The sequence below is a fragment of the Falsiroseomonas bella genome (assembly GCF_003173615.1).
Taxonomy (GTDB): domain Bacteria; phylum Pseudomonadota; class Alphaproteobacteria; order Acetobacterales; family Acetobacteraceae; genus Falsiroseomonas; species Falsiroseomonas bella.
In genome coordinates this window covers 735628-751465 of the sequence record NZ_QGNA01000001.1, presented here as the reverse complement: position 1 = coordinate 751465, position 15838 = coordinate 735628, and the positions used below count along the sequence as shown (strand labels likewise).

General features: G+C 71.2%; 13 protein-coding genes. 6 read left to right on the top strand and 7 right to left on the bottom strand.

Annotated elements, in window-relative coordinates:
* The first annotated feature begins 40 nt into the window (after window positions 1-40).
* From DFH01_RS03440 to DFH01_RS03425, 4 genes are read left to right on the top strand one after another with little or no spacing between them, the layout of a single operon-like run.
* Complete coding sequence (locus tag DFH01_RS03440; protein ID WP_233255943.1) at window positions 41-2626, top strand: penicillin-binding protein 1A; 2586 nt, start codon at window positions 41-43, stop codon at window positions 2624-2626.
* Between the two features lie 10 nt (window positions 2627-2636).
* Window positions 2637-3767 (top strand): peptide chain release factor 2, encoded by a 1131-nt coding sequence (gene prfB / locus DFH01_RS03435; protein WP_109868976.1) that lies wholly within the window; start codon window positions 2637-2639, stop codon window positions 3765-3767.
* A gap of 58 nt (window positions 3768-3825) precedes the next feature.
* Complete coding sequence (locus DFH01_RS03430) at window positions 3826-4791, top strand: Bug family tripartite tricarboxylate transporter substrate binding protein (RefSeq protein ID WP_158287602.1); 966 nt, start codon at window positions 3826-3828, stop codon at window positions 4789-4791.
* Window positions 4792-4843: 52 nt separating this feature from the next.
* Window positions 4844-5494 carry a class II aldolase/adducin family protein gene (locus tag DFH01_RS03425; RefSeq protein WP_109868974.1) on the top strand — a complete coding sequence of 217 codons (651 nt, stop codon included), beginning with the start codon at window positions 4844-4846 and terminating at the stop codon, window positions 5492-5494.
* Between the two features lie 224 nt (window positions 5495-5718).
* Here the strand turns inward: DFH01_RS03425 and DFH01_RS03420 are convergent, their stop codons facing one another.
* The 4 genes from DFH01_RS03420 to DFH01_RS03405 all read right to left on the bottom strand — a co-directional run bounded on the left by DFH01_RS03420 (window position 5719) and on the right by DFH01_RS03405 (window position 10498).
* Complete coding sequence (locus DFH01_RS03420) at window positions 5719-6090, bottom strand: nuclear transport factor 2 family protein (protein WP_109868973.1); 372 nt, start codon at window positions 6088-6090, stop codon at window positions 5719-5721.
* Window positions 6091-6153: 63 nt separating this feature from the next.
* On the bottom strand, window positions 6154-7785 hold the full coding sequence (locus DFH01_RS03415; protein WP_109868972.1) for an acyl-CoA synthetase: 1632 nt from the start codon (window positions 7783-7785) through the stop codon (window positions 6154-6156).
* 2 nt (window positions 7786-7787) lie between these two features.
* The gene (locus DFH01_RS03410) at window positions 7788-8591 is read right to left on the bottom strand and encodes an enoyl-CoA hydratase (RefSeq protein WP_109868971.1); all 804 of its coding nucleotides are present in this window, start codon (window positions 8589-8591) and stop codon (window positions 7788-7790) included.
* 2 nt (window positions 8592-8593) lie between these two features.
* The gene (locus DFH01_RS03405; protein WP_233255942.1) at window positions 8594-10498 is read right to left on the bottom strand and encodes an AMP-binding protein; all 1905 of its coding nucleotides are present in this window, start codon (window positions 10496-10498) and stop codon (window positions 8594-8596) included.
* Between the two features lie 77 nt (window positions 10499-10575).
* Between DFH01_RS03405 and DFH01_RS03400 the strand changes: the two genes are divergently transcribed.
* Complete coding sequence (locus DFH01_RS03400) at window positions 10576-11271, top strand: 3'-5' exonuclease (protein ID WP_109868970.1); 696 nt, start codon at window positions 10576-10578, stop codon at window positions 11269-11271.
* Window positions 11272-11285: 14 nt separating this feature from the next.
* On the opposite strand, the gene DFH01_RS03395 is transcribed toward DFH01_RS03400, so the two are convergent.
* The 3 genes from DFH01_RS03395 to DFH01_RS03385 all read right to left on the bottom strand — a co-directional run bounded on the left by DFH01_RS03395 (window position 11286) and on the right by DFH01_RS03385 (window position 15376).
* Window positions 11286-12719 (bottom strand): DUF294 nucleotidyltransferase-like domain-containing protein, encoded by a 1434-nt coding sequence (locus DFH01_RS03395; protein WP_109868969.1) that lies wholly within the window; start codon window positions 12717-12719, stop codon window positions 11286-11288.
* Window positions 12720-12828: 109 nt separating this feature from the next.
* Window positions 12829-14547 carry an MFS transporter gene (locus DFH01_RS03390; protein WP_233255941.1) on the bottom strand — a complete coding sequence of 573 codons (1719 nt, stop codon included), beginning with the start codon at window positions 14545-14547 and terminating at the stop codon, window positions 12829-12831.
* A 220-nt stretch (window positions 14548-14767) separates the two neighbouring features.
* A complete protein-coding gene (locus DFH01_RS03385; protein WP_109868967.1) occupies window positions 14768-15376 on the bottom strand; it encodes a hypothetical protein in 609 nt (202 codons plus the stop codon).
* A gap of 152 nt (window positions 15377-15528) precedes the next feature.
* Between DFH01_RS03385 and DFH01_RS03380 the strand changes: the two genes are divergently transcribed.
* A complete protein-coding gene (locus tag DFH01_RS03380) occupies window positions 15529-15834 on the top strand; it encodes a DUF4212 domain-containing protein (protein ID WP_109868966.1) in 306 nt (101 codons plus the stop codon).
* Window positions 15835-15838: the final 4 nt, after the last annotated feature.

The following is a 15838-nucleotide window of genomic DNA, read 5'->3' as shown; positions in this document are numbered from 1 at the left end:
GCATGTGCCAGCGGGCGAAGGCTGGTGTATGAAAAGCGACATGGACGTCCCCGAGCTTCGCGCCGAGGGCCGCATGGTCGGCGGCAGCCCCGCCGACCCCGCCGCCGCCGCGCCGCCCCCGAAGGAGAAAGCCCCGCGCAAGCGGCGGCGCGTGAGCGTCCTCGGCCTCATGCTGCGCACCGGGCTGGTGCTGACCGTGGCCGGCGGGCTCGCGGCGGGGGTGGCCGGCTGGTCGCTCTACCGCTCGGCCGAGGCCGACCTGCCGGACCACACCTGGCTGGCCGACTACCAGCCGCCGCAGATGAGCCGGATCTACGCCGCCGACAGCCGCCTGATGGCGGAGCTGGCGCAGGAACGCCGCGTCTTCGTGCCGATCGAGGCGATCCCCGAGCGCATCCAGCAGGCCTTCGTCTCGGCCGAGGACCAGAATTTCTGGACCCATCCCGGCGTGGACCCGATGGCCATCGCGCGCGCCGCGCTGGTGAATGTGGAGCAGATGAGCACCGGCCGCCGGCCGATCGGCGCCTCCACCATCACCCAGCAGGTCGCCAAGAACATGCTGGTCGGCAACGACCGCACCCTGACGCGCAAGCTGCGCGAGGCGGTGCTGGCGCTGCGCATCGAGCAGGCGATGCCCAAGGGGCGCATCCTGGAGATCTACCTGAACGAGATCTTCCTGGGCGCGCAGGCCTATGGCGTGGCCGCGGCGGCGCAGAACTACTTCAACAAGTCGCTCGACGAGCTGACCCTGGCCGAGGCCGCCTTCCTGGCCGCCCTGCCGAAGGCGCCGAACAACTACAATCCGTTGCGCTTCCCCGACGCCGCCAAGGCGCGGCGCGACTGGGTGCTGGGCCGCATGGCCGAGGATGGCCGCGTCACGCGCGCGGAGGCCGAGGCGGCGATGGCCGAGCCGATCGTCCCGCGCCCCTCCCGCCGGCCCGACATGGTCGCGGTGGGCCAGCACTTCACCGAGGAGGTGCGGCGCGAGCTCGTCGCCCGCTTCGGCGCCGACCAGACCACGATGGGCGGGCTCGTCGTCCGCACCTCGCTCGAGCCGACGCTGCAGGCCGAGGCAGAGCGCGCCCTGCGCCGCGGCCTGCTGGACTTCGACCGCCGCCGCGGCGGCTGGCGCGGCCCCGTGGCCCAGATCCCGGCCGCCGCGACCGAATGGCTGCCCGCCCTGCAGGAGGTGCAGCGCCCGCCCGGCATGGCCCCCGAATGGCGCCTAGCCGTGGCGCTGGAGGTGCGCGACCGCGAAGCGCGGCTGGCCTGGCTGGAGCGGCCCGATCCGCGCAGCGCGCCGCAGCCGCGCACCATGTCGCTGTTCTACGAGGAGGTCTCCGGCTGGGCGCGCCCGGTGCGCGACGGCAGGCTCGGCCCCGCGCCGCGCCGCCTCGGCGAGGTCATCGCGCCCGGCGACGTGGTGATGGTGGAAGTGCTGCCGGCGACCCCGGCGCAGGGCCGCACCCCGGCCCGGCCGGAGCGGCTCGCGCTGCGCCAGGTGCCGGAGGTGGAAGGCGCGGTGGTCGCGCTCGACCCCAACAACGGCCGCGTGCTGGCGATGGTGGGCGGCTGGTCCTTCGACAAGTCCTGGTTCAACCGCGCCACCCAGGCGCAGCGCCAGCCCGGCTCCTCCTTCAAGCCCTATGTCTATCTGACGGCGCTGGAGGCCGGCATCCCGCCGAACCAGCAGCTGCTGGACGCGCCGGTGGAGATCATGACGCCGCAGGGCCTGTGGCGGCCCGGCAACTACGGCGCCACGCAACCGCAGGGCTGGGTGACGATGCGCAGCGCGATGGAGCGCAGCCTCAACCTCGTGACCATCCGCCTCGCCCAGCAGGTGGGCATCGCGGCGGTGGCGGAGACGGCGAACCGCTTCGGCGTGATCCCGAACATGCCGCGCCTGCTGTCCATGTCGCTCGGCGCCGGGGAGACGACGGTGCTGCGCCAGGCGGCGGGCTATGCCGGCTTCGTCAATGGCGGCCGGCAGGTGACGCCGACGCTGATCGACACCGTGCAGGACCGCCACGGGCGGCTGGTGTGGCGCACCGACCAGCGCCGCTGCGAGGCCTGCGAGAGCGCCGGGCCCGCGGGCGGGCCGCCTGCCCTGACCGAGGAGCGCCGCCAGATCGCCGATCCCGTCGCGGCCTTCCAGATGGTGAGCCTGCTCCAGGGCGTGGTGCAGCGCGGCACCGGCACGCGGGCGGGCGAGGGACTCGGCCGCCCGGTCGCCGGCAAGACCGGGACCACGGACGACTACAAGGACGCCTGGTTCGTCGGCTTCACCCCCGACCTCGTGGTGGCGGTGTGGATCGGTTACGACGATCCGCGCAGCATGGCGGTGCCGGGACTGCCCGATGCGGACGTGACCGGCGGGCGCATGGCGGCGCCGGTGTTCCGCGACGTGGTCGCGGCGGCGCTGCAGGACAGCCCGCCTGTTCCCTTCCGTGCGCCCCCGGGCACCGCGCTGGTGCGCGTGCAGGTGGCGAACGGCCAGACCATCCTCGAGCCCTTCCGGCCGGGCACGGAGAATTCCGCCCGGCCGCCCTCCGATCCCTTCGCCACGGGGAGCGGCGGCGGTTCCGCCGCGGCCGGGTTGGACAGAGGTCTCGGGGGTTTGTACTGAGCGCCCCATCATGCGCGCCGATGCCGAGAGCCTGAAGACTGAGATCGCGGACAGCATCGCGCTGCTCCGCCGCCACCTGGACTGGGACGCCGCCGTGGTGCGCCTGGCCGAGCTGAACGCCCGCGCCGAGGACCCCGAGCTGTGGAACAAGGCCGATGAGGCCCAGGCGGTGATGCGCGAGCGCAACCGCCTCGCCGCCCAGGTCGAGGGCGTGCAGAAGCTGGAGAAGGACGTCGCCGACGCGCTCGAGCTGATCGAGCTGGCGGAGATGGAGGAGGATGCGGCGACCGCCGACGCGGCCGTGGCCGACCTGCGCGCCTATGCCGCCGAGGCCAAGCGCCGCGAGATCGAGAGCCTGCTGTCCGGGGAGGCCGACGCCAACGACGCCTACCTGGAAGTGAATGCCGGCGCCGGCGGCACCGAGGCCCAGGACTGGGCCGAGATGCTGCTGCGCATGTACACCCGCTGGGCCGAGGCGCATGGCTACAAGGTGACCATGACCGAGCAGTCCGAAGGGGAGCAGGCCGGCGTGAAATCCGCCACCATCCAGGTGACCGGCACCAACGCCTATGGCTGGCTGAAGACGGAATCGGGGGTGCACCGGCTGGTGCGCATCAGCCCCTTCGACGCGGCGGCGCGGCGCCAGACCAGCTTCGCCAGCGTCTATGTCTATCCGGTGATCGACGACCGCATCCAGATCGAGATCAACCCGGCCGACCTGAAGACCGACACCTTCCGCGCGAGCGGCGCCGGCGGCCAGCACGTGAACAAGACGGAATCGGGCGTCCGCTTCACCCACATCCCGACCGGGATCGTGGTCGCCTCCACCCAGGACCGCAGCCAGCACCGCAACCGCGCCATCGCGATGGAGATGCTGAAGGCGCGCCTCTACGAGTTGGAACTGTCCAAGCGCGAGGCGATCAACGCCGCGACCGAGGCCGGCAAGACCGACATCGGCTGGGGCCACCAGATCCGCAGCTACGTGCTGCAGCCCTATCAGATGGTGAAGGACCTGCGGACCGGCGTGGAGAAGGGCAACCCGGACGCCGTGCTGGACGGCGAGCTCGACGAGTTCATGGCCGCGGCCCTGGCGCTGCGGGTGGGCGCGACGCGGTCGGACGCGAGCGCGCAGGCGCAGTAGACCGCAGATCCGGGGAGTCATGGCGGCCCCCTGGCGCGGTGCTTGCATGGGTACGACCATGCAGCGACGCATCCTCCTCGCCGGCCTTGCCGGCGCCCTTCTCGCCCGTCCCGCCCTGGCGCAGGCCTGGGCGCCCTCCCGCCAGGTGACGCTCGTCCTGGGCTTCCCGCCGGGCGGCGCATCCGATGCCGCCCTACGCATCATCCAGCCGCATCTGCAGGCGGCACTTGGGCAGACCGTGGTCATCGACAACCGCGCCGGTGCCGGGGGCAATCTCGGCGCGCTGGCGGTGGCGCGGTCGGCGCCGGACGGCACGACGATCGGCTCGGCCAACATGGGCACGCTTGCGGTGAACCCGGCGCTGGTGCGCAACATGGGCTTCGAGGTGTCGGAGCTCGCGCCGGTCTCGATGATCTTCAACGCCGTGAACGTGCTCTACGTGCCGGCGAACCGGCCCTGGCGCAGCGTGGCGGAGCTGGTGGCGGCGGCGAAGGCGCGGCCGGAGACGCTCAACTACGGCACGGGCGGCGTGGGCTCCCCGGGGCATCTCTCCGGCATCCTGCTGGACCACATCGCAGGGACGCGGACGGTGCCGGTGCCCTATCGCGGCGGCGGGCCGCAGATCCTGGCCGCGGTGGCGGCGGAGCACGATTTCGGCTTCTCGCCGCTCGGCACCGTGCTCTCGCATATGCAGGCGGGGACGCTGCGTGCGCTCGGCGTCGCCACCAGGACCCGCGCCCCGCAGCTCTCGGCCGTGCCGACCATGATCGAGGCCGGGCTGCCGGAGTACGAGGTGCTGAACTGGGACGGCATCGTCGTGCCGCGCGCGACGCCGGCGCCGATCCGCGCGCGGCTGGGCGAGGTGATCCGCGCGACGCTGTCCGACCCGCAGGTGGCGGCGGACTTCGCGCGCCGCGGCCTGACGCCCTGGCCGACGAGCGAGGAGGCGATGGAAGCGCAGCTCGGCGCCGATGCGACCAAGTGGCAGGCGCTGATCCGCGCGGCCGGCATCCAGCCGAGCTGAGAGTCTTGCCGCCGGGGCCCTCCGCGCGGGAGGATCGCGCGGGAGGCGCGGCATGGCGGACACCGACAGGAAGGACCTCGTCGCCGCGGCGCGTGCGCTGGATGCGGCGGGGCACATGCCGCAGAAATCCGGCAACCTCTCGCTGCGCACGGCGCGCGGCTTCGTCATCACGCCCTCGGGCCTGCCCTATGCGGCGATGACGGAGGCTGACCTGGTGGAGTGCGCCGCGGATGGCGCGCCGCTGTCGAACGGGCGGCCTTCCTCCGAATGGCGGCTGCATGCGGCGATCTTTTCCGCGCGGGCGGATGCGCAGGCCGTCGTGCACACGCATTCGCCGCGCGCGACCGCGCTGGCCTGCGCGCGGCGCGGCATCCCGCCGCTCCATTACATGATCACGCTGGCCGGCGCGGTGGGACGCGCCGGCATTCCCTGCGCGCGCCACGCGACCTTCGGCACGGAGGCGCTGGCGCAGGAATGCGTCGCGGCGCTGGGCGAGGGGCTGCGCGCAACGCTGCTGGCGAATCACGGCGTGGTGGCGCTGGGCGCCTCGCTGGCGGGCGCGGTCGCGCTGGCGCGGGAGGTGGAGAACCTGGCCGGGCAGTATCTCGACCTGCTCGCGGCGGGGCTGAAGCCGGTGCTGCTGAGCAAGGCGGAGCTGGCCGACGCGGCCGCGCAGCTGAAGGGCTACGGGCGCCCTGCCTGAAACTGAAGAGGGCCCCGCGGATCGCTCCGCGAGGCCCCCCGCATTGCCGGTGGCTTGCGCCGCGGCTGGACCCTAGTGACTCGCCGTCGCGGTGGCGATGGCGATGATCCAGGCGCCCACGGAATGGGCCGAACTGCAATGAGACACTGGATCACCTCCTTTCAGCTGGTTGCGGATGAGAGGAAGGTGGGGCCTTCCGCGTCCTGCTGCAAGGAAAGATTCCGTCAGCCGCGCAGCTCCGTCCGGAAGACCTTCTGCGCGACCTGCCAGCGCCCGTCGATCTTCAGCAGCGACAGCGCATCGGTGAAGAAGCGCGGCGGGATCGCGCAGCGCAGCGTCACCACCGCCATCTCCGGCCCGTGCTGCGCGATGGAGAGGATCTCGTCCGTCCGCGCCAGGCCCTGCGCCTTCGGAGACGGGCGGTTGCGCACCGCGTCGAGCCACGCGTCGCGCGGCACGATCGTCAGATCGCCCTTCCAGACCTGCGTCAGCGCGCTGGTGGGGTGGAAGGCGGCGGCCAGCTTGTCGGCGTCGCCTTCGTAGAGACCGTCGAGATAGGTCCGGACCACAGCCTCGATCGCGTTGCGTTCGTCCATGATTCTCCTCCGGCCGGCCGATTCACGGCTCCGGGCGCAAGCGCCCTGCGCCGATCGGACGGCTCACCCCTTCGCCTTGCCACGCAGCACGTGCTTCTGGATCTTGCCGGTGCTGGTCTTCGGCAGCTCCTCGAACAGCACCTGCTTCGGCAGCTTGAAGCTGGCGAGGTGCTGGCGACAATGCGCGATCAGCTCCTCCGCCGTCGCGGTCATGCCGGGACGCAGCTCGACGAAGGCGCAGGGCACCTCGCCCCACTTCTCGTCTGGCTTCGCCACCACCGCGGCGACCGCGACGGCGGGATGCTTGTACAAGGCATCCTCGACCTCGATGGACGAAATGTTCTCGCCGCCGGAGATGATGATGTCCTTCGAGCGGTCCTTCAGCTGGATGTAGCCATCCGGGTATTTCACCGCGAGGTCGCCGGTGTGGAACCATCCGCCCGCGAAAGCCTTCCGCGTGGCCTCCGCGTCCTTCAGGTAGCCTTTCATCACGACGTTGCCGCGCATCATCACCTCGCCCATGGTCGCGCCATCGGCCGGCACGGCGGTTATGCTGTCGGGGTCCATCACGTCGAGGCCTTCGAGCGCGAGATAGCGCACGCCCTGGCGCGCCATCAGCCCGGCCTGTTCCTGCGCGGGCTTCGCGTTCCATTCGGCGTGCCACTCGTTCACGACGGAGGGGCCGTAGACCTCCGTGAGGCCATAGACGTGGCACACGGCGAAGCCCGCTTCCTTCATCGCGGCCAGCACCGCTTCCGGTGGCGGCGCCCCGGCGACGACGAATTGCACCTGGTGCGGCAGTTTCTTCTTTTCATCCTCCGGCGTGGCGAGCAGCGTGGACATCACGATGGGCGCGCCGCACATGTGCGTGACGCCCTCGGCCGCCATCAGGCGCCACATGTCGGGGCCGCGCACGGCGCGCAGGCACACATGCACGCCGGCCTGCGCGGTGACGGTCCAGGGGAAGCACCAGCCATTGCAGTGGAACATCGGCAGCGTCCAGAGATACACGGGATGCTTGCCCATGCCCGCGCTCAGCACGTTGCCGATGGCCAGAAGCTGCGCGCCGCGATGATGATACACCACGCCCTTCGGCCGGCCGGTGGTGCCGGAGGTGTAGTTCAGCGTGATCGCGTCCCACTCGTCGCCGGGCATGATCCAGGACCAGCCGGCATCGCCGCCTGCGATGAAGGCCTCGTAGTCGGTGGCGCCGTCGAGCCGGTTGGCGCGCGCGGCCTCGCTCGCTTCCGGGTCGTCCACCTCGATCAGCAGCGGCTTCGCCTTGCACTGCGTCAGCGCGACGCGCAGCAGCGGCACCAGCTCGCGGTCCACGATCACCGCCTTCGCCTCCCCATGGTCGAGGCAATAGGCGATGGTGCCGGCATCGAGCCGCGTGTTGAGCGTGTTCAGCACGCCGCCCGTCATCGGCACGCCGTAATGGCATTCCAGCATCTGCGGGATGTTCGGCAGCAGCGCCGCCACCGTGTCGCCGCGGCCAATGCCGGCCTTGTGCAGCGCATGCGCCAGCTGCACGCAGCGATCGCGCAGCTGCCGGTAGCTGCGGCGCAGCGCGCCATGCACCACCGCGACATTGTCGGGATAGACCTGCGCCGAGCGCTCCATGAACAGCAGCGGCGTCAGCGGCTGGTGGTTCGCGGGAACCCGCGGCAGGGCGTCGTAGTCGGCGGCGGCCATATCTAGCGGTCTCTCCAGACGGGCTTGCGCTTGCCGAGGAAGGCGCCGATGCCTTCGATCGCGTCCTCGGCCAGCAGGTTCTCGGTCATCACGGCGGCGCAATGCGCATAGGCCTCGGCCAGCGGCAGCCCGCGTTGCCTGTGGAAGGCGGCCTTGCCGATGCGCACGGTATGTGCGCTGCGCGCCGCGATGTTGCGGGCGAGGGCAAGCGTTGCCTCCGCCAGTTCCGCATGCGGCACCACGCGGTTCACCAGGCCGAGGCGCTCGGCATGCTCGGCGCCGATCATCTCGCCGGTCAGCAGCATCTCCATCGCCGCCTTGGCCGGTACCGCGCGGGAGAGCGCGACGGCGGGCGTGGAGCAGAACAGGCCGATATCCACGCCCGGCGTCGCGAAGCGCGCCTCGGTGGAGGCGACCGCCAGGTCGCAGGTGGCGACGAGCTGGCAGCCGGCGGCGGTCGCCACGCCCTGCACCTCCGCGATCACCGGCTGCGGCAGCGCGACGATCGCCTGCATCACCTGCGCGCAGCGCCGCATCGCCGCTTCGAAGAAGGCGCGGCCGCCATCCGCGTCGGCGCGACGGCCCGTGATCTCCCGCAGGTCGTGGCCGGCGGAGAAGACGGGGCCTTCAGCCGCGAGGATCACAACCCGCACGCTCTGGTCATCTGCGATCTGCGCCAGCGCGTCCTGTATCGCGCCGAGCAGCGCGAAGGAGAGGGCGTTGCGTTGCGCCGGGCGGTTGAGCGCGAGCCGCGTCACGCCCTCGCCGAGATCGGCGCGCAGCAGCAGCGCGTTCCCACCATCCATCGCTATTTCTCCGCGGCCCGCAGCACCTCCCCGATCTCGTCGAGGATGGCCGGATCGTCAATGGTGGGCGGCACGGCATAGCTCTCGCCATCGGCGATCTTGCGGATCGTCCCGCGCAGGATTTTTCCAGAGCGTGTCTTCGGCAGGCGCGCGACGACGCGCGCTTCCTTGAAGGCTGCGACCGGGCCGATCCGGTCCCGCACCAGCGCCACGAGTTCCCGCGCGATGTCGGCGTCCGCGCGCGCGACGCCGGCTTTCAGCACGACCAGGCCGATCGGCGCCTGGCCCTTGAGCGAATCCTTCACGCCGACCACGGCGCATTCGGCCACATCCGGATGTGCCGCCAGCACCTCCTCCATCGCGCCGGTGGAGAGGCGGTGGCCGGCGACGTTGATGATGTCGTCGGTGCGGCTCATCACCCAGACATAGCCGTCCTCGTCCACCATCCCGGCATCGGAGGTGTTGTAGTAGCCGGGGAAGGTTTCGAGATAGGCGCTGCGGAAGCGCTCGTCGGCGTTCCACAGCGTCGGCAGGTTCGCGGGCGGCAGCGGCAGCTTCACCGCCAGCGTGCCGATCTGCCCGCGCGGCACTTCCTGCCCACCCTCGTCCAGCACGCGCAAATCGTAGCCCGGCGCCGGCTTGCCGCCCGAGCCGAAGCGCGATTCGAACAGGCCGAAGCCGCGGAAATTGCCGCTGATGGACCAGCCTGTCTCGGTCTGCCACCAATGGTCGATCACCGGCCGCTTCAGCAGCGCGCTGGCCCATTCCGCCGTCGGCGGATCACAGCGCTCGCCGGCGAGGAACAGTGCCTCGAACTTCGAGAGGTCGTATTGCCCGACGAGCTTGCCCTCCGGGTCTTCCTTCTTGATGGCGCGGAGTGCGGTCGGCGCGGTGAACAGCACCTTCGCGCCGTGCTGCGACAGCACGCGCCAGAAGGCGCCGGCATCCGGCGTGCCGACCGGCTTCCCCTCGTAGAGGATCGAGGTGCAGCCGGCGAGCAGCGGGCCGTAGACGATGTAGGAATGCCCGACGACCCAGCCGACATCGGAAGCGGTCCACATCACGTCGCCCGCGCGCAGCCCGTACAGCATGCCCATCGAGTTCATCAAGGCGACGGCGTGCCCGCCATTGTCGCGCACGATGCCCTTCGGCGCGCCCGTCGTGCCGGAGGTGTAGAGGATGTAGAGCGGATCGGTCGCCGCGACCGGCGTGCAGGGCTCGTGCGGCGCCTCCGCCTCGGCTTCCAGGAAGTCCGTGTCGCGGCCCGGCGTCAGCTCGGAGGGGCTCTCGGGGCGCTGCAGGATCAGGCAGAAATCGGGCTTGTGCGGTGACAGCGCGATGGCCGCGTCCAGCAGCGGCTTGTATTTCACGATGCGCCCCGGCTCGAGCCCGCAGGATGCGCTGACGATCGCCTTCGGCTTCGCATCCGCGATGCGCGCGGCGAGCTCCGCTGCGGCGAAGCCGCCGAACACCACGGAATGCACGGCGCCGAGCCGCGCGCAGGCCAGCATGGCGATCGCGGCTTCCGGCACCATCGGCATGTAGACGATGACGCGGTCGCCCTTGCCGACGCCGCGCGCCGCCAGCGCGCCGGCGCAGCGCGCGACGCGGTCGAGCAGCTGCGCATAGGTGATCGTCGCGCTGCGGCCGGTGATCGGGCTGTCCCAGATGATGGCCGGCTGTGCGCCGCGCCCGGCGCCGACATGCCGGTCCAGGGCGTTCCAGCAGGTGTTCAGCACGCCATCGGGAAACCAGCGTCCATAGACGCCCCGCTTCGGGTCGAAGACCTTGGCCGGCGGCGTGACCCAGTCGATGGCGCGGGCGGCGCGCGACCAGAAGGCGTCGGGGTCCGCCTTCCAGGCTCCGTAGGCGTCGTCGTAGCGGCTGGGCGTCATGTGTTCGGACATGGCGCGGCGTCCTCCCCTTCGCGGTTGCACGGCATTCCGCTTCCGCGACCTTCGGCCAGTGTGCCATCCTCCTGCGCATGGCGGGAGGCGTCTGGCAATCCTGGCGGTCCCTGTTCACGGCGGTGCCGGTGGGCTCTCCCATTGCGCCGGCTGCCGCGCCCTTGCCGGACGGGCCGGTCGAGGAGCAGCCCTATGTCGTCTTCGACCTGGAGACGACGGGCCTGCGCCCGAGCGTCAGCGACGCCATCGTGCAGATCGGCGCGGTGCGGCTGGAAGGCGGTGTCGAGACCGGCAGCTTCATGACGCTGGTGCATCCCGGCCGCCCGATCCCGCCCGTCTCCATCCGCTATCACGGCGTCACCGACGAGATGGTCGCCGATGCGCCGAAGCCGGCGCAGGCCCTGGCCGATTTCCGTGACTTCGCCGCGGGCGCGGTGCTGGTCGCGCACAACGCTGCCTTCGACCTGACGGCGCTGGCCGGCGCGGCGGAGCGGCAGGGCGCGCCGCGCCTGCCCAACCCGGCCATGTGCTCGATGATGCTGGCGCGCTGGCTCGACCCGCGCGAGCCCGATGTCTCGCTCGACGGGCTCTGCGGCCGCGCCGGGCTGGTGATCGAGCATCGCCATCATGCGCTGGGCGATGCGCGCGCCACGGCGGCGCTGTGGATGAGCCTGCTGTCGCGCGCCTCGGCCCGCGGCGTGCTCTCCCTGCCGGACCTGGCCTTCCGCAGCCGCATGGCCGCGCGCATCGCGGAGGTCGCCCAGAACTTCTGAGCGCGCGCGCGGGATCACCAGAGCTGGCCCGTGAGGCTGGCGGTGGTGGACTTCGCGAAGCCACGCACCGCCTTCAGCGCATCCTTCAGCGCCGCGCGACGCGGCGGCGCGATCGCGGCCGTGTCGACCAGCGATCCGGGCGCGAGGCCCGCGGCCTGGTCGGCCAGCTGCTGGCGCAGCACCGCATCCAGCAGCGTGGCGAAGGCCGCCTGCAGGCGCTCCGCCTCCGCCGCCGAGATTGCGCCCCGCGCCGCGAGACCTGCCAGGCGGTCCGGGGTGCCCGGCGCGCCGATGCCCGCCTGCAGCGCGGCGAGCCGTGCCGCGGCGACCAGCGGCATCAGCCCGTGCAGCTTGAGATCGGTGCGCGCGCCGGGGCCCGGCTCGTCATCGGCGAAGCCGCCCCAGAAGGTGAGGCCGACGCCGAGCTGCGCCGTCTGGCCGGCCAGCATGGCGGCCCAGGCGGGCTGCGCGGCGAGAAGGCGCAGCGCTTCCTCGCGCAGCGCGGCGGCGGGCTCCGGGTCGCCCCAGCCCGGGCGGAAATCGAGGAAGATGTCGGCAAAGAGCAGCGCGGCGCCGGCGCGGCGCTGCGCCCAGATGCGGATCTGGTCGCGCCATTGCGTGCGCGTCTTCCGCCAGAGCGGATTCATCGCCATCACGCCGCCCTTGCACAGCGTGAAGCCCGCATCGGCGAGCGCCAGGCAGAAGCGCTCCGAGACGCGGCGGAACCAGGCATCCACGTGGTCGTGCTCGGCGTCGTCGTAGTCGTACAGGATGAAGCCGTTGTCCTGGTCCGGCCGCAGCAGCGATTCGCCGCGGCCCAGGCTGCCCATCAGCAGCAGCGTGAAGGGCACCGGCGGCGGCGTGTCCTCGGCGGCGATGGCGCGCTCCAGGATGCGGCGATGCAGGTCCGCATTGATGCCGCTGACCAGCGCGACAACGTCGGTGGCGGAGAGGCCTTCCTCGAGCAGCCTGGCGGCCAGCGCCGCCTGCGCCTGCTTCACCGCCGCGTCCTCGCCCGCCAGCGCGTCGAGATGCGCGATCATGCGGCCGGATGCGGCTTCCAAGGCTTCCGCCCGGTGCAGCATGCCGACGCAGCGCCCGGCGGCATCCAGCAGCGGCAGATGGCGCAGCCGGTGCGCCCGCAGCAGCGCGACGGCGCGCCACAGCCCTTCCTCCGCGCCGATGCCGATCACCGGCGTCGTCATCGCGGCGGCGAGCGGCGCCCCCGGCGGCAGGCGGAAGGCGACGCGCCGCGCGATGTCCTGTTCCGTCAGGATGCCGACCGGGCGGCCCGCCGCATCCACTGCCAGCAGGGCGGAGGCACGGGCGGCAACCATGGCCGAGAGGGCGTCCGTGATCGGCGTAGCTGCCGGCAGCGAAGGCGGGACCGCACCCACGGCATCCGCGGCGGGGCGCAGCAGGGCGGCGGCGGGCGAGGGCATGCTCATGGCGCCGGCACATTGCCACGCTTGGCGGGATGCCGGCTTGACCCAGCGCAAGCAAAAAGGCGCCGGGGGCTTCCCCCCGGCGCCTCTCCGTCAGGCCAGGCCAGCCCGATCAGGGCAGGCTGGATTCCGGCTCCAGCCCGTGCGGGCTGCGCCGCCGCGGCGTCCCGCCGGCGTCGTCGGCGAAGATGTCCCGGTCCTTGGTCTCGGGGATCATGAAGATGCCGATCACCACGGTCGCCAGCGCGATGATCACCGGATACCAGAGGCCGGAATAGACGTCGCCGGTCTGGGCGATGATCGCGAAGGCGGTGGCCGGCATCAGGCCGCCGAACCAGCCATTGCCGATGTGGTAGGGCAGCGACATGGAGGTGTAGCGGATGCGGGTGGGGAAGAGCTCCACCAGCGCCGCGGCGATCGGGCCGTAGACCATGGTCACGTAGATCACCAGCAGCGTCAGGATGCCCACCAGCGTCAGGCCGCGCGGGCTGAAGATGTCGAGCGCGCTCGCCATCTTGAACACCGTCGGGTTCGCCGCCGCCGGATAGCCGGCCGCCGTCACCGCCGTGGCCAGCGCCTGGGCGAAGTCCGGCTGCGCGGTGGAGATCTGGTGATCGCCGACCCGCACCACCGCATCGCGCTGGCCGGGCGTGTTCTCGACCGAGTAGTTCACCGACAGCCGCGCGAGCGCCGCCTTGGCGATGTCGCAGGGCTGGGTGAACTTGGCCGTGCCCGTCGGGTTGAACTGGAACGAGCAGGTGGAGCGGTCCACCGAGACCGTGGTGGTGATCGTCTCATGCGCCTGCGTCAGCGCCGGGTTGGCGTTCTGGCTGAGGGCGTGGAACAGCGGGAAGTAGGTCACTGCCGCGATCAGGCAGCCGCCGAGGATGATCGGCTTGCGGCCGATCTTGTCCGACAGCCAGCCGAACAGCACGAAGCCGCCCGAGCCGAGCAGCAGCGACCAGGCGATCAGCATGTTGGTGGTGAAGCCGTCCACCTTCAGCACGGTGCCGAGGAAGAACAGCGCGTAGAACTGGCCGGTGTACCAGACCACAGCCTGGCCCATCACCAGGCCGAGCAGGGCGAAGAGCGCGATCTTCGCGTTCTTCCACTGGCCGAAGGCCTCGCTGATCGGCGCCTTGGAGCCCGTGCCTTCCTCCTTCATCTTCTTGAAGGCGGGGCTTTCCTGCATCTGCATGCGGATCCAGACGGAGACGCCGAGCAGCACGATTGAAAGCAGGAAGGGCACGCGCCAGCCCCATTCGGCGAAGGCGGCCTCGCCCAGGATGGAGCGGGTGGAGAGGATCACCAGCAGCGAGAGGAACAGGCCGGCCGTCGCGGTGATCTGGATGAAGCTGGTGTAGAAGCCGCGGCGGCCGTTCGGTGCGTGCTCGGCCACATAGGTCGCCGCGCCGCCGTATTCGCCGCCGAGCGCCAGGCCCTGCAGCATGCGCAGCACGATCAGGATGATGGGGGCGAGGAAGCCGATCTGGTCGGAGGTGGGCAGGATGCCGACGATGAAGGTCGAGGCGCCCATGATCAGGATGGTGACGAGGAAGGTGTATTTGCGCCCCACCAGGTCGCCGAGCCGGCCGAACACCAGGGCGCCGAGCGGCCGAACCAGGAAGCCGGCGGCGAAGGCGAGCAGCGCGAAGATGTTGCGCGTGGTCTCGTCGTACATGCCGAAGAACTTGGCGCCGATCACGGCAGCCAGCGAACCGTAGAGATAGAAGTCGTACCACTCGAACACCGTGCCGAGCGATGAGGCCAGAATGACCTTTCGCTCCTCGCGCGTCATCGGCCGCGCCTTGTCGCCGACTGCTCTCGCCATCCCGTTCCCCTTCGGCCGCCTGCACGGCCCCTGCTTGCTTGTCCGGCCACCGCACCGGCGGCGAGGCCCCCGCGGAGCCTTCGCCGCGGCAGGGCGCAAACTCCGGGTCGGCGCATGGCGGTTCCATGTGCCGCGCGGTTAATTTGTGTCCAGATTGTGGGGGCGCCTCGGGAATCCGTAACATATCGGGCCGGAAAATGACGGCCCTGCAAGCTTTCGGTCAGCCCGCGGAGAGCTCCCGGGCGAGTGCGGCTGCGTCGAAGCCCCGCTCCATCTCCTGCTGCGTGCTGACGATGTGGAATCGCAGCGCCCCGCGGATCGAGGGGGTCTCTCCCACCCGCTGGTCGGGATGGATCGGCAGCGTGGCGAGCAGCGGCGCGTCGGCCAGCAGCGGCAGGCGGTTCGCGGCCAGTGGCGGCGCTTCCTGCAGCTGTGCCAGGTGGCGGGGCAGGGCGTCGCGCCCGGCATCCAGCGCCTCGCGCTCCTCGGGCGGCGCGGGTGCGCCGTCCAGGATGGCGGCGCCGAGGCGGGCGAGCCCCGTCGCGAGGGCCGATTCGTGCCCGGCCGCATGCGGGCGCAGCCAGGCTTCGGCGAGCGCCACGACATCCTGCACCGTGGCGCCGAAGGTCTGCCATCGGCAGTGCCGCAGCGCCGCCTGGAAATCAGGGTCCGCGAAGAGTTCCCGCTCGGTCCGGCCGGCCTTCACCCGGCAATAGTCGATCACCGTCTTCTGGGTGACGAAGGCCGCCTGACGGTCGAGAAAGGCCTGGAATGCCGCGGGCGAGGCGGAGCGGCGGCGGCCGAGGAGCCTGTCGAGCGAAAAAATCATGCCCCCACCCCCGGCGGCATGCCGGGCATATTGCAATGTATGTCCTCAACATGATAGCGCCGTAACGTGGAATTGTAATGCCGCCGGGCCCCTGGGGAGGGCTTGCCGCGTCGGGCAGGTCCGGCGCTGCGTGTCGGGGAGAGGAACATCGTATGCCCTTGGTCGAAGACGTGAAGGAGGCCCGGGGCGCGACAAGCGCCGCCGTGGACCGTGCGACAGGCGAGGCCTACTGGAAGAAGACCTCGGGCCTGATGTGGACCGTGCTGGCGATCTGGTTCGTCGCGGGCTTCGGAATCCATCTCTTCGCACCCTCGCTGAACGCCATCCATGTCCTGGGCTTCCCGCTTGGCTTCTACTTCGCCGCGCAGGGCAGCCTGATCATCTTCGTCGTCGGGCTCTTCTGGTTCGCCAAGCGCCAGAACCAGATCGACGAAGAGTTCGGCGTCCAGGAGGATTGAGCGG